This window comes from Methyloceanibacter sp. (assembly GCF_041573655.1).
GTDB lineage: Bacteria > Pseudomonadota > Alphaproteobacteria > Rhizobiales > Methyloligellaceae > Methyloceanibacter.
The window spans coordinates 56,912-70,971 of sequence record NZ_JBFFQD010000004.1 but is presented as its reverse complement, the minus strand read 5'-3'; the positions used below and the strand labels follow the sequence as shown (position 1 = coordinate 70,971).

Annotated in this window: 13 protein-coding genes and 1 pseudogene; 5 read left to right on the top strand and 9 right to left on the bottom strand. The window is 63.4% G+C overall.

Translation table 11 applies throughout. The features are described 5' to 3' along the window. Positions 1–7: 7 nt before the first annotated feature. Positions 8–355 (bottom strand): annotated as a pseudogene (locus ABY454_RS02035) (DUF779 domain-containing protein); the annotation flags it as partial. Between the two features lie 129 nt (positions 356–484). Beyond that, on the bottom strand, positions 485–2,005 hold the full coding sequence (gene adh / locus ABY454_RS02030) for an aldehyde dehydrogenase (protein WP_372928502.1): 1,521 nt from the start codon (positions 2,003–2,005) through the stop codon (positions 485–487). A gap of 403 nt (positions 2,006–2,408) precedes the next feature. Between adh and ABY454_RS02025 the strand changes: the two genes are divergently transcribed. Beyond that, positions 2,409–3,572: an FIST N-terminal domain-containing protein gene (locus ABY454_RS02025; protein WP_372928501.1), complete on the top strand. Its 1,164-nt coding sequence runs from the start codon at positions 2,409–2,411 to the stop codon at positions 3,570–3,572. Next, positions 3,572–4,948, top strand: a complete 1,377-nt coding sequence (locus ABY454_RS02020) for a hybrid sensor histidine kinase/response regulator (RefSeq protein WP_372928500.1) — start codon at positions 3,572–3,574, stop codon at positions 4,946–4,948. Before ABY454_RS02025 ends, ABY454_RS02020 begins: the two co-directional genes overlap by 1 nt. On the opposite strand, the gene ABY454_RS02015 is transcribed toward ABY454_RS02020, so the two are convergent. From ABY454_RS02015 to ABY454_RS02000, 4 genes are all read right to left on the bottom strand, one after another. After that, the gene (locus ABY454_RS02015) at positions 4,945–5,622 is read right to left on the bottom strand and encodes a response regulator (protein WP_372928499.1); all 678 of its coding nucleotides are present in this window, start codon (positions 5,620–5,622) and stop codon (positions 4,945–4,947) included. The two genes, ABY454_RS02020 and ABY454_RS02015, sit on opposite strands and share 4 nt — an antisense overlap. 90 nt (positions 5,623–5,712) lie before the next feature. Then, positions 5,713–6,720: a zinc-dependent alcohol dehydrogenase family protein gene (locus tag ABY454_RS02010; protein ID WP_372928522.1), complete on the bottom strand. Its 1,008-nt coding sequence runs from the start codon at positions 6,718–6,720 to the stop codon at positions 5,713–5,715. Between the two features lie 68 nt (positions 6,721–6,788). Then, the gene (locus tag ABY454_RS02005) at positions 6,789–7,196 is read right to left on the bottom strand and encodes an Ivy family c-type lysozyme inhibitor (RefSeq protein ID WP_372928498.1); all 408 of its coding nucleotides are present in this window, start codon (positions 7,194–7,196) and stop codon (positions 6,789–6,791) included. Positions 7,197–7,286: 90 nt separating this feature from the next. Beyond that, positions 7,287–7,913, bottom strand: a complete 627-nt coding sequence (locus tag ABY454_RS02000; RefSeq protein ID WP_372928497.1) for a hypothetical protein — start codon at positions 7,911–7,913, stop codon at positions 7,287–7,289. A 556-nt stretch (positions 7,914–8,469) separates the two neighbouring features. On the opposite strand from ABY454_RS02000, the gene apbC reads away from it, so the two are divergent. Further along, complete coding sequence (gene apbC, locus ABY454_RS01995; RefSeq protein ID WP_372928521.1) at positions 8,470–9,693, top strand: iron-sulfur cluster carrier protein ApbC; 1,224 nt, start codon at positions 8,470–8,472, stop codon at positions 9,691–9,693. 90 nt (positions 9,694–9,783) lie between these two features. Beyond that, the gene (locus ABY454_RS01990) at positions 9,784–10,575 is read left to right on the top strand and encodes a hypothetical protein (protein ID WP_372928496.1); all 792 of its coding nucleotides are present in this window, start codon (positions 9,784–9,786) and stop codon (positions 10,573–10,575) included. Between the two features lie 28 nt (positions 10,576–10,603). Here the strand turns inward: ABY454_RS01990 and ABY454_RS01985 are convergent, their stop codons facing one another. The 3 genes from ABY454_RS01985 to ABY454_RS01975 form a co-directional block, all read right to left on the bottom strand. Next, on the bottom strand, positions 10,604–12,412 hold the full coding sequence (locus ABY454_RS01985) for a putative bifunctional diguanylate cyclase/phosphodiesterase (protein ID WP_372928495.1): 1,809 nt from the start codon (positions 12,410–12,412) through the stop codon (positions 10,604–10,606). Between the two features lie 147 nt (positions 12,413–12,559). Further along, on the bottom strand, positions 12,560–13,576 hold the full coding sequence (moaA, locus tag ABY454_RS01980) for a GTP 3',8-cyclase MoaA (RefSeq protein ID WP_372928494.1): 1,017 nt from the start codon (positions 13,574–13,576) through the stop codon (positions 12,560–12,562). After that, positions 13,577–13,774, bottom strand: a complete 198-nt coding sequence (locus ABY454_RS01975) for a hypothetical protein (RefSeq protein WP_372928493.1) — start codon at positions 13,772–13,774, stop codon at positions 13,577–13,579. It abuts the gene before it with no gap. 89 nt (positions 13,775–13,863) lie between these two features. On the opposite strand from ABY454_RS01975, the gene ABY454_RS01970 reads away from it, so the two are divergent. Further along, positions 13,864–14,052 (top strand): DUF6494 family protein, encoded by a 189-nt coding sequence (locus tag ABY454_RS01970; RefSeq protein ID WP_372928492.1) that lies wholly within the window; start codon positions 13,864–13,866, stop codon positions 14,050–14,052. The last annotated feature ends 8 nt before the right edge of the window (positions 14,053–14,060 follow it).

The following is a 14,060-nucleotide window of genomic DNA, read 5'->3' as shown; positions in this document are numbered from 1 at the left end:
CGCGCGCCAACGCATCGGCTTCCTCGTCGGTGAAGACGCGGCTTCGCGTGAGAAAGCGCACACCCTCCGGCGCTTCCAGCGAGAAACCTGAGCCGCGCCCCTCCACCACGTCGATCGTCAGTTGGGTGTGCTTCCAATATTCGAACTGGTCGGCGTCCATGTAGACAGGACAGCCGCCGATCTCGCCGAGGTGCACGTCGTTGCTTCCAACTGTGAACTCGCCGGCCGGATAGCACATGGGCGCGGAGCCGTCGCAACAGCCGCCCGACTGATGGAACATCAGCGGGCCATGGAGCGACCTGAGCTTCTCCACCAACTCGAGGGCGGCGTTTGTCACCAGCACCCTGTCTACCATCGCTCCCGTCTCCCTCGTCGAGGCGCTTCCGCACGCCTAGGCGATTGCCACGGGTGAATATTGTGAGGCGGGCCCGGCGGGACAAGTCCTGCCAGGCGCCGTCTTGTGCAATCCCTTGGGTGCCAGTTCTTAGAAGAATCCCAGTGCTTTGGGGCTATAGCTCACCAGCACATTCTTGGTCTGCTGGTAGTGATCGAGCATCATCTTGTGGGTTTCGCGCCCGATGCCCGATTTCTTATAGCCGCCAAAGGCCGCGTGGGCCGGGTAGAGGTGATAGCAATTCGTCCACACCCGTCCGGCCTGGATCCCCCGGCCGAACCGGTAGGCGCGGTTGATATCGCGGGTCCACACCCCCGAGCCGAGGCCGTATAGCGTGTCGTTGGCGATCTCAAGCGCCTCTTCCTCGTCCTCGAACGTGGTCACCGACAGGACCGGGCCGAAGATCTCCTCCTGGAAGATGCGCATCTTGTTGTGGCCTTCGAACACCGTGGGCTTGACGTAGTAGCCCTCGGCGAGATCGCCGGGGAGTACGTTGCGCTCACCGCCGGCGAGCAGCTTGGCGCCTTCCTTCTGTCCGATGTCGATATAGGAGAGGATCTTCTCCAGCTGATCGTTGGAGGCTTGTGCGCCGATCATGGTGTCCGCGTCGAGCGGGTTGCCCTGCTTGACTTTGTTCACCCGTTCGACGGCCTTCTCGATGAAGCGGTCGTAAATCGACTTCTGCACCAGCGCCCGCGACGGGCAGGTGCACACCTCGCCCTGGTTCAACGCGAACATGGCGAAGCCTTCCAGCGCCTTGTCGAAGAAATCGTCGTCCTCGGCCATCACGTCGTCGAAGAAGATGTTGGGAGACTTGCCACCAAGCTCCAGCGTCACAGGAATGAGGTTCTCCGACGCATACTGCATGATGAGGCGGCCGGTCGTGGTTTCGCCGGTGAAGGCGATCTTGGCGATGCGCTTGTTCTGAGCGAGCGGCTTGCCGGCTTCGACGCCGAAACCGTTGACGATGTTGAGCACGCCAGCGGGCAGGATGTCGCCGATGACGTCCATGAGAACCATGATCGACATGGGCGTCTGCTCGGCGGGCTTCATCACCACGCAGTTTCCGGCGGCAAGTGCCGGCGCAAGCTTCCAGCAGGCCATGAGGACGGGGAAATTCCACGGGATGATCTGGCCCACCACGCCAAGCGGCTCGTGGTAGTGGTAGGCAATGGTGTCGTGGTCGATCTCCCCGAGGGTTCCTTCCTGCGCGCGGACGCAGGCCGCGAAATAACGGAAGTGATCGATGGCGAGGGGGATATCCGCCGCGGTCGTCTCGCGGATGGGCTTGCCGTTGTCGATGGTTTCAACGGTCGCGAGCAGTTGGAGGTTCTCCTCCATGCGGTCGGCGACCTTGTTGAGCAGCGTCGCGCGCTCTGACGGCGCCGTCTTGCCCCAGGCGTCGCGCGCCTTATGCGCCGCGTCGAGTGCAAGCTCGATATCGGCGGCCTGCGAGCGCGCCACCTGGCACACGGACTTGCCCGTCACTGGGCTGACATTGTCGAAATATTGACCGTCGACGGGGGCGACCCAATCGCCACCGATGAAGTTGTCGTAGCGCGGCCGCAAAGCCACGCGCGAATTCAGGGTCTCGATGACTTCATGCAACATGGAAACCTCCCAACCAGCCAGCTTACTGGTCGCGTTTTCTGGGCGTCTTCTAATCTAGCCTCGCAGACTAAAGGCAGCCTGCTGACCATGAAAATTGTACTTTGGGCGTAAGCGGACCCAATGGGCCCGGGCGCGATAAAGAACCACCCCCAAATGGGGGGCGGTGAGGTGTGGTAAGGCAATGGTGTTCGATTGGTTGGAACTCTAGAGAGCGGAACTCTTCAACGAACGGCCCACGGAAGAGGGATTGTGGGCTCGGCGAAGGAGACTATCGGCGGGATTCCCCGGGTGGTATTCTACCTTTGACCAACATGTTGGCAGTGCCCCCCCAACCGCTGGCGGAAGAAATCGCCGGATTGCGCTGAAAATCAAGAATTGGGGCGGCATCGCGTGGAGGAAGCGTTTGCAAGGCGGGCCTCAAGCGAAGCGTCATGCGTGCGGCGTGCAGACGGCCTGGACGGAGGCAGATAGCGCCGACGTCGCGGTGGCCGAGCTGGCCAGCGTCCTCGACGCTTCGCACATCGGACAACTTCTCGTTTTCTTCTCCCGGCGATACGAGCCGGACGTGTTGGCCGGCGCCTTCGCGAAACACTTCGATGGCGTTCCGCTTGTCGGTTGCAGCACGTCAGGCGAGATCACACCCGGCGGCTATAGCGACGGCACCTTGCTGATCTTCGCCTTTCCGAAAGAAGGCTTCAGTTTCGTCAGCGGGGTCGTTCCCGACGTGCACAACCTCACCGTCGAGCGGGGGACCGAAGCGGTCCGGTCGTTGCGCGCGAAGTTCGATCGACTTGGCAAAAGCGGCGGCAATCGGTTTGCGGTTTCTCTCATCGACGGACTCTCCAGGTGCGAGGAGGTGATCGTCTCGGCCATTGCCTTGGCGCTCGACGGCATTCCGCTCGTTGGCGGGTCCGCCGGCGACGATCTCGTCCTAAAGGGCACAAGCTTGCTTTTGGATGGACGCGTCCATCACGATGCAGCGCTTCTGCTGCTGGTCGCGACCGATTACCCTGTGCATGTCTTCAACCACGATCACTTCGAACCCACCCCCACCAAGCTGGTGGTGACGGCATCCGATGCGGAGAGCCGGACGGTGTATGAGCTCAATGCCGAGCCGGCGGCTCTCGAATATGCAAGCTCGGTCGGCATCGAAGCCTCGTCGCTTGCGCCCATGAGTTTCGCTTCGCATCCGGTCGTCGTGCGCGTTGGTGGAGACTATTACTGCAGATCCATTCAGCGCGTGAACGACGATGGCTCGCTGTCGTTCTTCTGCGCCATCGACGATGGTGTCGTGCTGACAGTGGCGCAACCGCGCGACATGGTTGCCTCAATGGCTTCGGAGCTGAAACGGATCGACGAAGAAGTCGGCGGTGTCGATCTCGTGCTCGGCTTCGAATGCGTGCTGCGCCGGCTCGATGCCGAGAACCGGCAGATTAAGCACACCATTAGCGATCTATACCGCCGCTACAACGTTGCCGGCTTCCACACTTACGGCGAACAGTACAACGCCATGCATCTCAATCAGACCTTCACAGGGGTCGCGATCGGCAGCCGGGAGCGCAGTTGATGTCGATCGAGTGGGATGACCTCAAGCCCGGTGACGGACCTGCGGCGCTCGAGCGGCGCTTGGAGAAGCTTATCAAGATCAACGCGGTTCTGATGGACCGCGTCGAGCGCTCGATGGATCAGCAGGGCAATGCCTTCTCGCTGTTTCAAACGGCGATCGGTCTCGATGCCAAAGTGCGTTCGCGCACCGAGGAGCTGACCTGGGCGCTGCGGCGCCTGGAGCGCTCGAACGAGGCCCTGGTCTTGGCCAAGGACGAGGCGGAGCGCGCCAATCTGAGTAAAACGCGCTTCCTGGCGGCCGCCAGCCACGACCTTTTGCAGCCGCTCAACGCCGCGCGCCTGACGATTTCCGTGCTGTCCGAGATGCAAGAAAGCGAGGATGCGCAGCGTCTTTCCGGGCAGATCGAACAGTCGCTTCAGACGATCGAAGATCTGATCAAGACGCTGCTCGATATCTCCAAGCTCGATGCGGGTGTCGTGACGCCCGACTTGCAGACCTTCCCCTTGGACACGGTGTTATCGGTCCTTGAGGCGAGCTTCGGTCCGCAGGCCGCGGCCAAAGGTCTGAAATTCAAAGTCCGGCGTTGCGGTCTCTTAGTGCGCAGCGATCCGCTCATGCTGCAGCGCGTGTTGCAGAATCTCGTGTCCAACGCCGTGCGCTATACCAAACAGGGTGGCGTCCTGGTTGGCGTGCGAACGCGCGATGCTGAGTGCGTGGTCGATGTCGTGGACACGGGCTGCGGTATCTCCGAAGCCGAGCGCGAAACGATGTTCGAGGAGTTCTATCGCGGTGCGGCGGCGGCCGAGGGCAACCATACGGGCCTCGGGCTCGGGCTCGCCATCGTGCAACGGACGGTCGCGGCGCTCGGCTACCCGCTCGAGGTCAAGTCGGCGCTCGGCAAGGGCTCGACCTTCCGGCTCAAGCTTGAGCATGCGGGTGCCGCCCCCAGCGATAGTCCGGCCTTATGGGCCGGCAGCGTCGACAATACGCGCGGCGCCGTCGTGCTGTTGATCGAGAACGACGAGGTCGCGCTCGACGCCATGCGGCAGGTGCTGGACCGGTGGTCCTGCCAAACTCTATCGGCGCGCAGCTTGGAGGAGCTGACTCCGCAGCTCGCGAAGTTGGAAGGCCCCCCCGACATTATCTTGGTCGACTACCATCTCGACCAAGGCCAGACGGGGCTTGCCGCCCTCAAGTCCTTGCGCGAAACCGTCGGGCCCGACGTTCCCGCCATCGTCATGACGGGCGATCGCGGCCTCGATACTGTCGCCGAGGTCATGACAGCAGGCTGCGAATTGATGCACAAGCCGATCAAGCCCGCCGAGTTGCGTGCGCTGATGGCGCATCTGTTGGGAAATTCCGCCTCGAAGGCTTAGGTCCTGTGGTGCGTGGGCTCACTGCCGAGGATGGTCTCGAAGTCGAGTTGCGCCGTCGCAATCACGGCCTGCGTACGGCTCACGACATTGAGCTTCCGTAGAATCTCCGACACATGCGCCTTCACGGTCGTCTCGCTCACGCCGAGTTCATGAGCGATCTGTTTGTTCAGATGGCCATGACGCAGAAATTGCAGGACGCGCATTTGTGCCGGCGTCAACTCGGCGACGCGGTCGGCGATTGCGTCCGTCTCCGACAGGCTGGGTGGGGCCGTCAGGGCTTGCGCCAACTCGGCCGGCACGAACACCGAGCCGCTCAGCACCTCCGACAACCCATTGGCCAGCGTCGTCTTATCGACGGATTTGGGTACGAAGCCGGCCGCGCCCAGCCGGATCGCCTCGTGCACGATCCTGGGATCGTCTAGGCCTGAGACGATCATGATCGGAATGCGCGGGAAGGACGACCGCAACAGCATCAATCCTTCGAACCCGGCGGTCCCGGGGAGCGAAAGGTCGAGCAGAACAATATCGATGCCCGATTTCTCGCGCAGGGCCTCGCAAGCCGCCTCGATGTTGCCGGCTTCAAAGACGGCCGCATCCGGCAATGCGGACTTGACCGCGCCGTGCAGCGCCTCGCGGAACATGGGGTGGTCGTCGACGATGAGTATCTTGGTCATGCCTGGGGCCCAGTGTTGGGGCGTTTCCCCCGCGGAAAACCGCAAAATCCTCTCAGGCGCAATACATCTATAGTAGTAGGAATTCCGCAGCTAGGGAATGAGAACTGCGGCGCCTTGAAGTCTGCCCTCGCGTAAGGCGGACAGCGCCTCGTTCGCCTCGGACAGCTTCATGGGCACGACCGTCGTCTTCACGGGGACCCGGGGCGCCAGCGCCAGAAACTCCCGCGCGTCGTCGCGGGTGAGATTGGCCACCGAGCGGACCACCCGCTCCTCCCATAGAATGTCGTAGGGGAATTGCGGGATGTCGCTCATATGGATGCCCCCGCACACCACGATGCCGCCCTTGCGTAGTGCCCGCAACGCCGCCGGAAGAAGCGCGCCGACGGGTGCGAAAATAATCGCCGCATCGAGCAGTTCAGGCGGTGCCTCGTCCGAACCGCCTGCCCACACCGCGCCGAGGTCGCGCGCGAAGCGTTGCGCCTCTTCGTCGCCCGGGCTGGTGAAGGCGTAGATTTCGCAGCCTTGATGGCGCGCCACCTGCGCCACGATATGCGCCGCCGCGCCGAAGCCGTAAATGCCGAGCCGCTTGGTTCGCCCCGGCTCGCCCGAGAAGGCCTCTTCCGCCATTTTCAGCGAGCGGTAGCCGATCAGCCCGGCGCAGAGCAGCGGCGCGGCTTCGGCATCCGAATAGCCCTCCGGCAACGCGAAACAGTAGCGCTCGTCCGCCACGGTGTAGGCCGCGTAGCCCCCGTCGATCTGGTACCCGGTGAATAGCGGGTGGTCGCAGAGATTCTCCCGGCCCATCCGGCAATAGGGGCAGGTGCCGTCCGTGTAACCGAGCCATGGCACGCCGACCCGCTCCCCGATGGTGAAGCCCGTCACCTCTGAGCCCACGGCCTCGACACGCCCGACGATCTCATGACCGAGCACGAGAGGCAGCTTCGGGTGGTCGAGCTCGCCGTCGACGATGTGCAAGTCGGTGCGGCAGACGCCGCAGGCGAGCACTTTCAGGAGGATCTGGTGCGGCCCCGGCGACGGCACCGGCAGCTCGCTGGCCTTGAGCGGCGTACCGACCGTCTCAAGCAGCATGGCCTGCATGGTCTCTTGCACCATTGGACCTCTGGTCTAGCACACGGAGGCGCCGCGGCAGCCGCGTTCGACGGGATCTACTTCCTGAGAGCGCCCGTAATCGCGTCTTTGATGTGCTGGCTCGGCCTGCCCAGCCACGAGATCGCTGGCGCGGCGGCCAGCATGCCCCAGGCGTCCCGCCCGCGCGGCGCAAACAGCACAAAGAGCTGGTTGCCCTCGCAGGCATTGGGTTTGCAGGTAAAGCCCAACAGGTAGGTCTCGCCGAAGAGCTCCACGGGGAGGACCGGCGTTGGCGGACCATCCAGGGTCTTGGCGTATTCGTGGATCCAAAACGGCGCTGCCGCGCCCGCCATCATGGTCTTCCAGGCAGAGACATAGGCCGGCTGCTTCAGAAGATTTGCCATCGGTTTGCCCGTGTCTTGCGCACGCGCGGGCGCGGCGGCCAAGAGCAAAGATGTGAGAAGGAATAGAAATCTGACGCGCATACCGACTCCGTCATCAGCTGTGAGGTGCGAATCCTTGCACCTCTGGGAGATGATTGTGACGGGAGTTTTACAAAACACGGGAGGTGACGCCTAGTGGCGGACGAGAGGCCACCCCTGAATGCGCTTGCGCGCAGCCGGCAACGGCGCATCGTCCATTGGGGCATAGGCGGCTGACGGCTTGACCGGGCCCGGTGTACCGAGGTGACGCCCCGGCACGGGAACTGACGCGCTCCACAAAGCCCTGAAGGCATGGATCGCGCGGGTCGCGGCGTCGGTTGCGTCCATCTCGAACAGGGCAAGCGGATTGCGCTTGTCGGCATCCCGGCGCATGGCATCGCCCGCCCAGCACATATCGGCGCCGTAGGTGACTTGCTCATGGGCCTCGAGCAGGCGCGGATCGCGCGCCCAGCGGATAAGGGCCGCAGGGTCCGTCTCCGGGCTCAAGGCGCAGAGTGTGTCGTAAATCTGCTTGAGGTCGTCCTGGGGCTCCAGTCTGACGACGATCGCCTTGGCTCCTACGCTCGCATCCGCCAGCGTGTCTTTCATCAGCGTCAGCGCCTGTGCCGGAACCGAACCGGCCGAGCGCAGGACCAGCGTGCACTCAAGGGCCGGGAGACCCTTGTGGCGCTCGACGAAACGCGCCAGGGCATCAAGATGCCCTTCGAGATCCGCCTGGCGAGACGTCAGAGACCCATCCGAACCGCCCACAACGCGCATTTTGCCCCCTAGGCTTCGTGGAAGTGGCTGCTGGGCGAGAAATCTTACGAAATGTACCGGAGCTCCGCCCTGTCCAGACCGAGAATGGCCCGGAGCAGGTTAAAGAAGGCTTTCGCAGCGTATTTTTTGGAACGCCAAAGGGTATCGGCCGCAATACGGCATCGGGGCAGTCCGTCCAATCTTGGGGATAAGCCAATGATAAAGGGGCAAAATTCGCCGCATAAAACGGATGCGCCGACGCTTCTAGCGGCCCATCCATCCTCATTGAAGCGGACAAAATGTGACGGGCCTGGGACCTCGATATGGAACAGTTTCGGGTGCTTCGCGTTGTGCTTTCGGGTCCGGCGCGGTGCGCACCCTACCCCCAAACCCCGCCCGCGCTGGCTCCCGATTCTCTCCAAAGCCCGGCCCTCGCGCCGGGCTTTTTCTTGCCGTGCTCAAGTATCAGAACAGCCAGGTGAAGCGTCCTTTGATGCCGTTGTCGGGGCCGCTCCAATGGGCCCATTCATTGGCCATTTTGCGTTGCAACAGCTTCCTCACTACATTCCCTGGCATGATGACAGAGACATTGACTAAAGACTGCATTCTCGCAGCGCTGAAAGACGTGAAAGGCCCGGATGATCTTGAGGACGATATCGTCTCCCTCGGCCTCGTTTCCGAGGTGGTGATCCATAAGGGCAAGGTCTACTTCGCCATTTCCATCGATCCAGCCCGCGCGGGCGAGCTGGAGGGCTTGCGCCAGGCGGCCGAGACGGTGGTGAAGGACCTGCCGGGCGTGGAGGGTGTCACCGTGACGCTCACCGCCGACCGGGAGCCGGGCTCGGGAAGCGTCAGCGCTGTCGCCAGCAATGGCGGCGCGCGGCAAGCACCACCGCCGCAATCATCGCCGGCCCAAGCATCGCCGCCCCAAGCACCGCAAGGCCCGGGCGCCACCGCGCCGGGCGCGGCACGCGATGCGCGCCATCGCCCTGGCGGCGTGCCGGGCGTGAAGCACATCATCGCAGTGGCGTCGGGCAAAGGCGGCGTCGGCAAATCGACCACGGCGGTCAATCTTGCGCTGGCGCTGAAAGACCGGGGGCTCGAGGTCGGCGTGCTCGACGCCGACATCTATGGCCCGTCCATGCCGCGGCTCCTTGGCATTCAAGGTCAGCCGCAGCAACTCGCCGGCAACAAGCTCGACCCCATGCGTGCCTATGGACTGAAGATCATGTCCATGGGCTTTCTCGTCGACGAGGACACGCCGATGATCTGGCGCGGGCCCATGGTCATGTCGGCCTTATCGCAAATGCTGAAGGACGTGGCTTGGGGCGAGCTCGACCTGCTCGTAGTCGACATGCCGCCCGGCACTGGCGATGCGCAGCTCACCATGGCGCAGCAAGTGCCGCTGGCCGGTGCGGTCATTGTCTCCACGCCCCAGGACCTCGCGCTGATCGACGCGCGTAAAGGTCTGAACATGTTCACGAAGGTCAACGTGCCGGTGCTCGGCATTGTGGAGAACATGTCGACCTTCCTCTGCCCTCATTGCGGTGAGCGCTCCGACATTTTCGGTCACGGTGGCGCGCGGGAGGAGGCGAACAAGCTCGGCGTGCCGTTCTTAGGGGAAGTGCCGCTCACCATGGCGGTGCGCGAGACGTCGGATGCGGGCAAGCCCGTGGTGGCGACTGATCCGGACGGCGAACCCGCCAAGGCCTATTGCGGCATCGCCGCGAAGGCGTGGGCCGAGCTTGAGCGCCACAAAGACGCCGATCGCCCGGCGCCGAAAATTGTCATGGAAAACTAGAGGCTTGCCGGGAGCCGGGCGACTCAGATAACTCGGATTGGAGCGGACGTTACGCGTTGCGCGGGGGAACGTGAGCGGCGGAGTCCTTCAGTGCTCCACGACGAGAAACCAAGTCTTTCGATGTGCGCCTTCGGTGCTGGCGCGGCCCATGCCGCGCTGCTGGCGCTCGCGCTACCGATCATGATCACGCTGCCCGCGCCGGCCGACAAAGCCCAAGGCACTGTCGCCGTCCAGGTCGTGGTGCGGAGCACACCACCGCCGACGTTAGAGACGGCAATGGCCGAGACGGCGGCGCTGCCGCTGCCGGAATATATCGGCGAGGGCGACATCGACGAGGACGCCCTGCCGGCCTCCGTCCTCGATGCTGTCCTCGGTGCCTCGCCGGGTTCCGACCTTGACGCTATGCCGGCCTCCGCCGTTGGGGAGATCACTGGCTCGCTGTCGCAAGCGTTTGCATCACCCGATGTGCTGCAAACGCAAGCCGCGCTTTTGGAGGTCATCGCCACCGCGCCGCCGCCTCGGACTGTCGAGCCCGCCGCGCTGCCGCTCGTGGAAAGCGTGCCCGCGCCCGATGCGGACGGCGGCATCGACGGTGAGGCGATTGCCAGCATCGAGTCCAAAGAGGTCATCTGGTCCCAAGAGGTGCCGGAAGCGTCCCCTGCGATCGTGCCGGTCCCGTTGCGCAAACCCTCGGCCGCCACGGTCGTCGCGCCCGCACCGCCCGTCGCGCGCAAGCCGGTCCGAAAGGCGCGGGTCAAGCCGCGCTCGCGCGGTAACGCACAAAAGCGCACTGCACCGGTGCAGGCGAAGTCCCCCAACAAGGGTTTTCTCGGCGGCAGACAGGCCGCCCCGATGGCGGAATATCCGTTAGCGAACCGCTGAAAATCGAGATCTAGAAAGCGACGTGAAGCTATGCCGCGCTTGGGCGCCTGCGGCGGCGGGCGCGAATGGGGGTGACCTTGCCGTCCGCACTCTGTTCCAGCTTGGCGTAAGGTTGCGCCGCCTCGGGACGGCCATACAAGAAGCCCTGGACTTCACCGCAGCCGAACTCGCTCAAGATCTTGGCCTGTTCGGGCGTTTCCACGCCTTCAGCCGTGATGGTCACATTGAGGGATTTGCCCAGGGCAATGATCGTCCGGACGATCGCGCGCATCGCCGGGTCGCGCGCCATATTGCGGATGAACTGACGGTCGATCTTGATCTTGGAGAACGGGAAGCGGGCAAGATAGCTCAGGCTCGAATAGCCGGTCCCGAAATCGTCCATGGCGATCTTCACACCGATCTTGCGCAGGCGGTTCAGCTTGCCCAGGACTTCCTCGGTGTCGTTGATCAGGAGGTTCTCTGTGATCTCCAGTTCGAGGCGCTCGGCCGGCAGCCCCGTCTCGTGCAGAATGTCGGCGACCGTCTCGGCGATGTCGCGGTCGCGGAACTGCGCCGGCGACAGGTTCACGGCGACGGTCAGATGCTCCGGCCAGCTCACAGCGTCACAGCACGCGCGGCGCAGCACCCACGCGCCGATCGGCACAATCAGTCCCGTCTCCTCGGCAACCGAAATAAAGTGCTCCGGTGCGATCTTGCCGTGCAGCGGATGGTGCCAACGGATCAAAGCCTCCGAGCCGCATTGCTCTTCCGTCGCCAGGTCGAATTGCGGCGGATAGGCCACCTCGAACTCCTCGCGGCCGAGGGCCAGGCGAAGCTCGTGTTCCACGGTGCGCCGGCGCTGGAGCGCCTTGTCCATGCTCTCCTCGAAGAAGCACATGCGCTGGCCACCGTCGCCCTTGGCGCGGGACAAGGCGATCGTCGCATGGCGTAGCAGGGCAGAAGCCGTGTCGCCGTCTGCCGGTGCAAGCGCGATGCCGACGCTGGTGGTGATGAGGATTTCCTTGTCGGCGATACGGAAAGGCAGCTGCAAGGCCGCGACCAACCGGTTCATGAAGGCCATGACGTCGCCGAGATTGGAGACGTCGACCAGCGCGATCGCGAACTCGTCGGCGCCGAGACGTGCGATGATGTCGCGGTCTCGCAAGGTCTCATTGATGCGCACGCCGATTTCGCGCAGCACCTGGTCGCCGCCGCCATGCTCGGTCGAGTCATTGATCTCTTTGAACTTGTCGATGTCCAGGCAGATGACCGCGATGTGCGTGTCATCCTGCTTCATGCGGGCCGTGGCGTCGCCAAGCCTCTCGGCGAAGGCGCGGCGATTGGCGAGGCCCGTCAGCGCGTCGTGGTTCTGGAGATAGTGCACCTGCTCTTCGGCCTGCCGCCGCTCGCGGCTGCGCATCCATGCAAAGGCCGCGGGCATGGTGACGCCGACGCCGAGCAGGGTGAGAGTCACAAGAGCAATGACGCTGAAGTAGCTTGAAAGCACGCTCGCCTGGTCGCTTTGATCCAGATAGACGATGAGCGTGCCGCGTTCATTTGCGGCGAAGTTGATGGGCACGCGCAACACCGCGAAGTTCGAAGGATCATTGTTGCCCGCGCCCGACTGCAGGCTGACGACGCTGGCTTGCTGGGTGGCGTTGTTCGTCACGTTCAAAGGCGGACCGTCGAGACGAAGATTGGCTTGGCCGCTGGTGAAGAGAAGCCGTCCCTTCGCGTTGTAGACTTCATATCGCAGCACGCGCGGGGCGTAGCCGGAGGCGTGGAAGATCTCGCCAAGCTGCGGGGCCGCGCCCGGAACGTTCAGCGCATTGTGCACGACCTGCGGGTCTCGAAGCATTTGCGTATGGATTCGGTCCTGGGCCACGAGCAGTAAGCGGATGGATTTGCTCGCCGCGTACCCGGCTAAGAAAGCGGGATGCGTGCCAAAAGCGCGGAAAGCCTGGGGAATTTGCTGGCCGGAAGGATTTCTTAACCGTAGTTGGACTTAGCCGCCCGTGGCTGACATATGCCGGGAAATGGCCGGTCTGGCGTCCCGGTCGATGATGAAATCATGGCCTTTGGGCTTGCGCGCCATCGCCTCGTCAATCGCGGCGTGGAGCGGCGCGCCGGACGTGCTGGCCCGTAATGGCGCCCTTAGGTCCGCGGCGTCGTCCTGCCCCAGGCACATATAGAGAGTGCCCGTGCAGGTCACGCGAACCCGATTGCAGGATTCGCAGAAATTATGGGTCATGGGCGTGATGAGCCCGAGCCGGCCGCCGGTCTCCGCGACTTGCATGTAGCGCGCCGGACCGCCAGAGCGGTGGGGGATGTCGGTGAGCGTGAGATGTTGAGACAGCCGTGAGTGCACCAAGGACAATGGCAGATATTGGTCGGTGCGATCGGTGTCGATCTCGCCCAAGGGCATGGTCTCGATCAGCGTGAGGTCGAAGCCCCGGCCATGCGCCCAGCGCAGGAGATCTTCGAGCTCGTCCTCATTCATGTCGCGCAGCGCCACCGTGTTGATCTTGATCTTGAGCCCGGCGCGGTCCGCCGCATCGATGCCGCGCATGACCTGATCGAAATCACCCCAGCGTGTGAGCACGCGGAACTTCGCCGCATCCAGCGTGTCCAGCGAGACGTTGATGCGCTTGATGCCGAGATCCGCCAGTGCGTCCGCGAACCGGTAGAGCTGGCTGCCATTCGTGGTGAGGGTGAGTTCCTCGAGACCGTCGCCGAGATGGCGTGACAGCGCCTCGATCAGCCACAAAATGTTCCGCCGCACCAGGGGTTCGCCGCCGGTGAGCCGCACCTTCCGCACCCCGCGCGCGATGAATGCGCTGGCCAGCCGGTCGATTTCCTCCAGCGCCAGGAGCTCTTTTCGCGGCACGAAGGTCATGTCCTCCGCCATGCAATAGGTGCAGCGGAAGTCGCAGCGGTCCGTCACCGACACCCGAAGATAGGTGATGGCGCGGCCGAACCGGTCGATCAGGGGCGGGGCAAGCTCATCTTCAAGTTCACTCATCTACGCGCCGTCGTCCTCACCCGGTGTTTTCTGATCCTTGCGGCTATAGACCTTGGCGCCTTTGACCACGCGGGGGCGATAGCGCGGGTCGGCCAGCGCCTTGGCTGGCGCGTTCCGGCTTTTGACCGTGCGTTTCTGTTTCATCGCTCCGGCCCGCGTCTTGGTGGTGCGGCCTTTGCCTTGTGAAGTGACCGCCATGACTCTCTGAATATAATGGGGTTTCGTCTCTAGTATAGATGTGTAGCCTCTTCCATATCATGGGATGGCGCAGAGAAGGAGGCCAAGCGATGGACGAGCAACAGTTCAACATGTCACTGCGGCGGTTCCTGAAGGAGGTCGGCGTGACCTCTCAGCAGGCGATCGAGCGGGTTGTGCGCGAGGGAGACCTCGGCGGCAAGCTCAAGGTGAGAATGGTGCTCACCGCCAAAGGCACGTCCCTCGATCACGTGGTCGAAGGCGAGATCGACCTTGGCTGAGAGGGCCA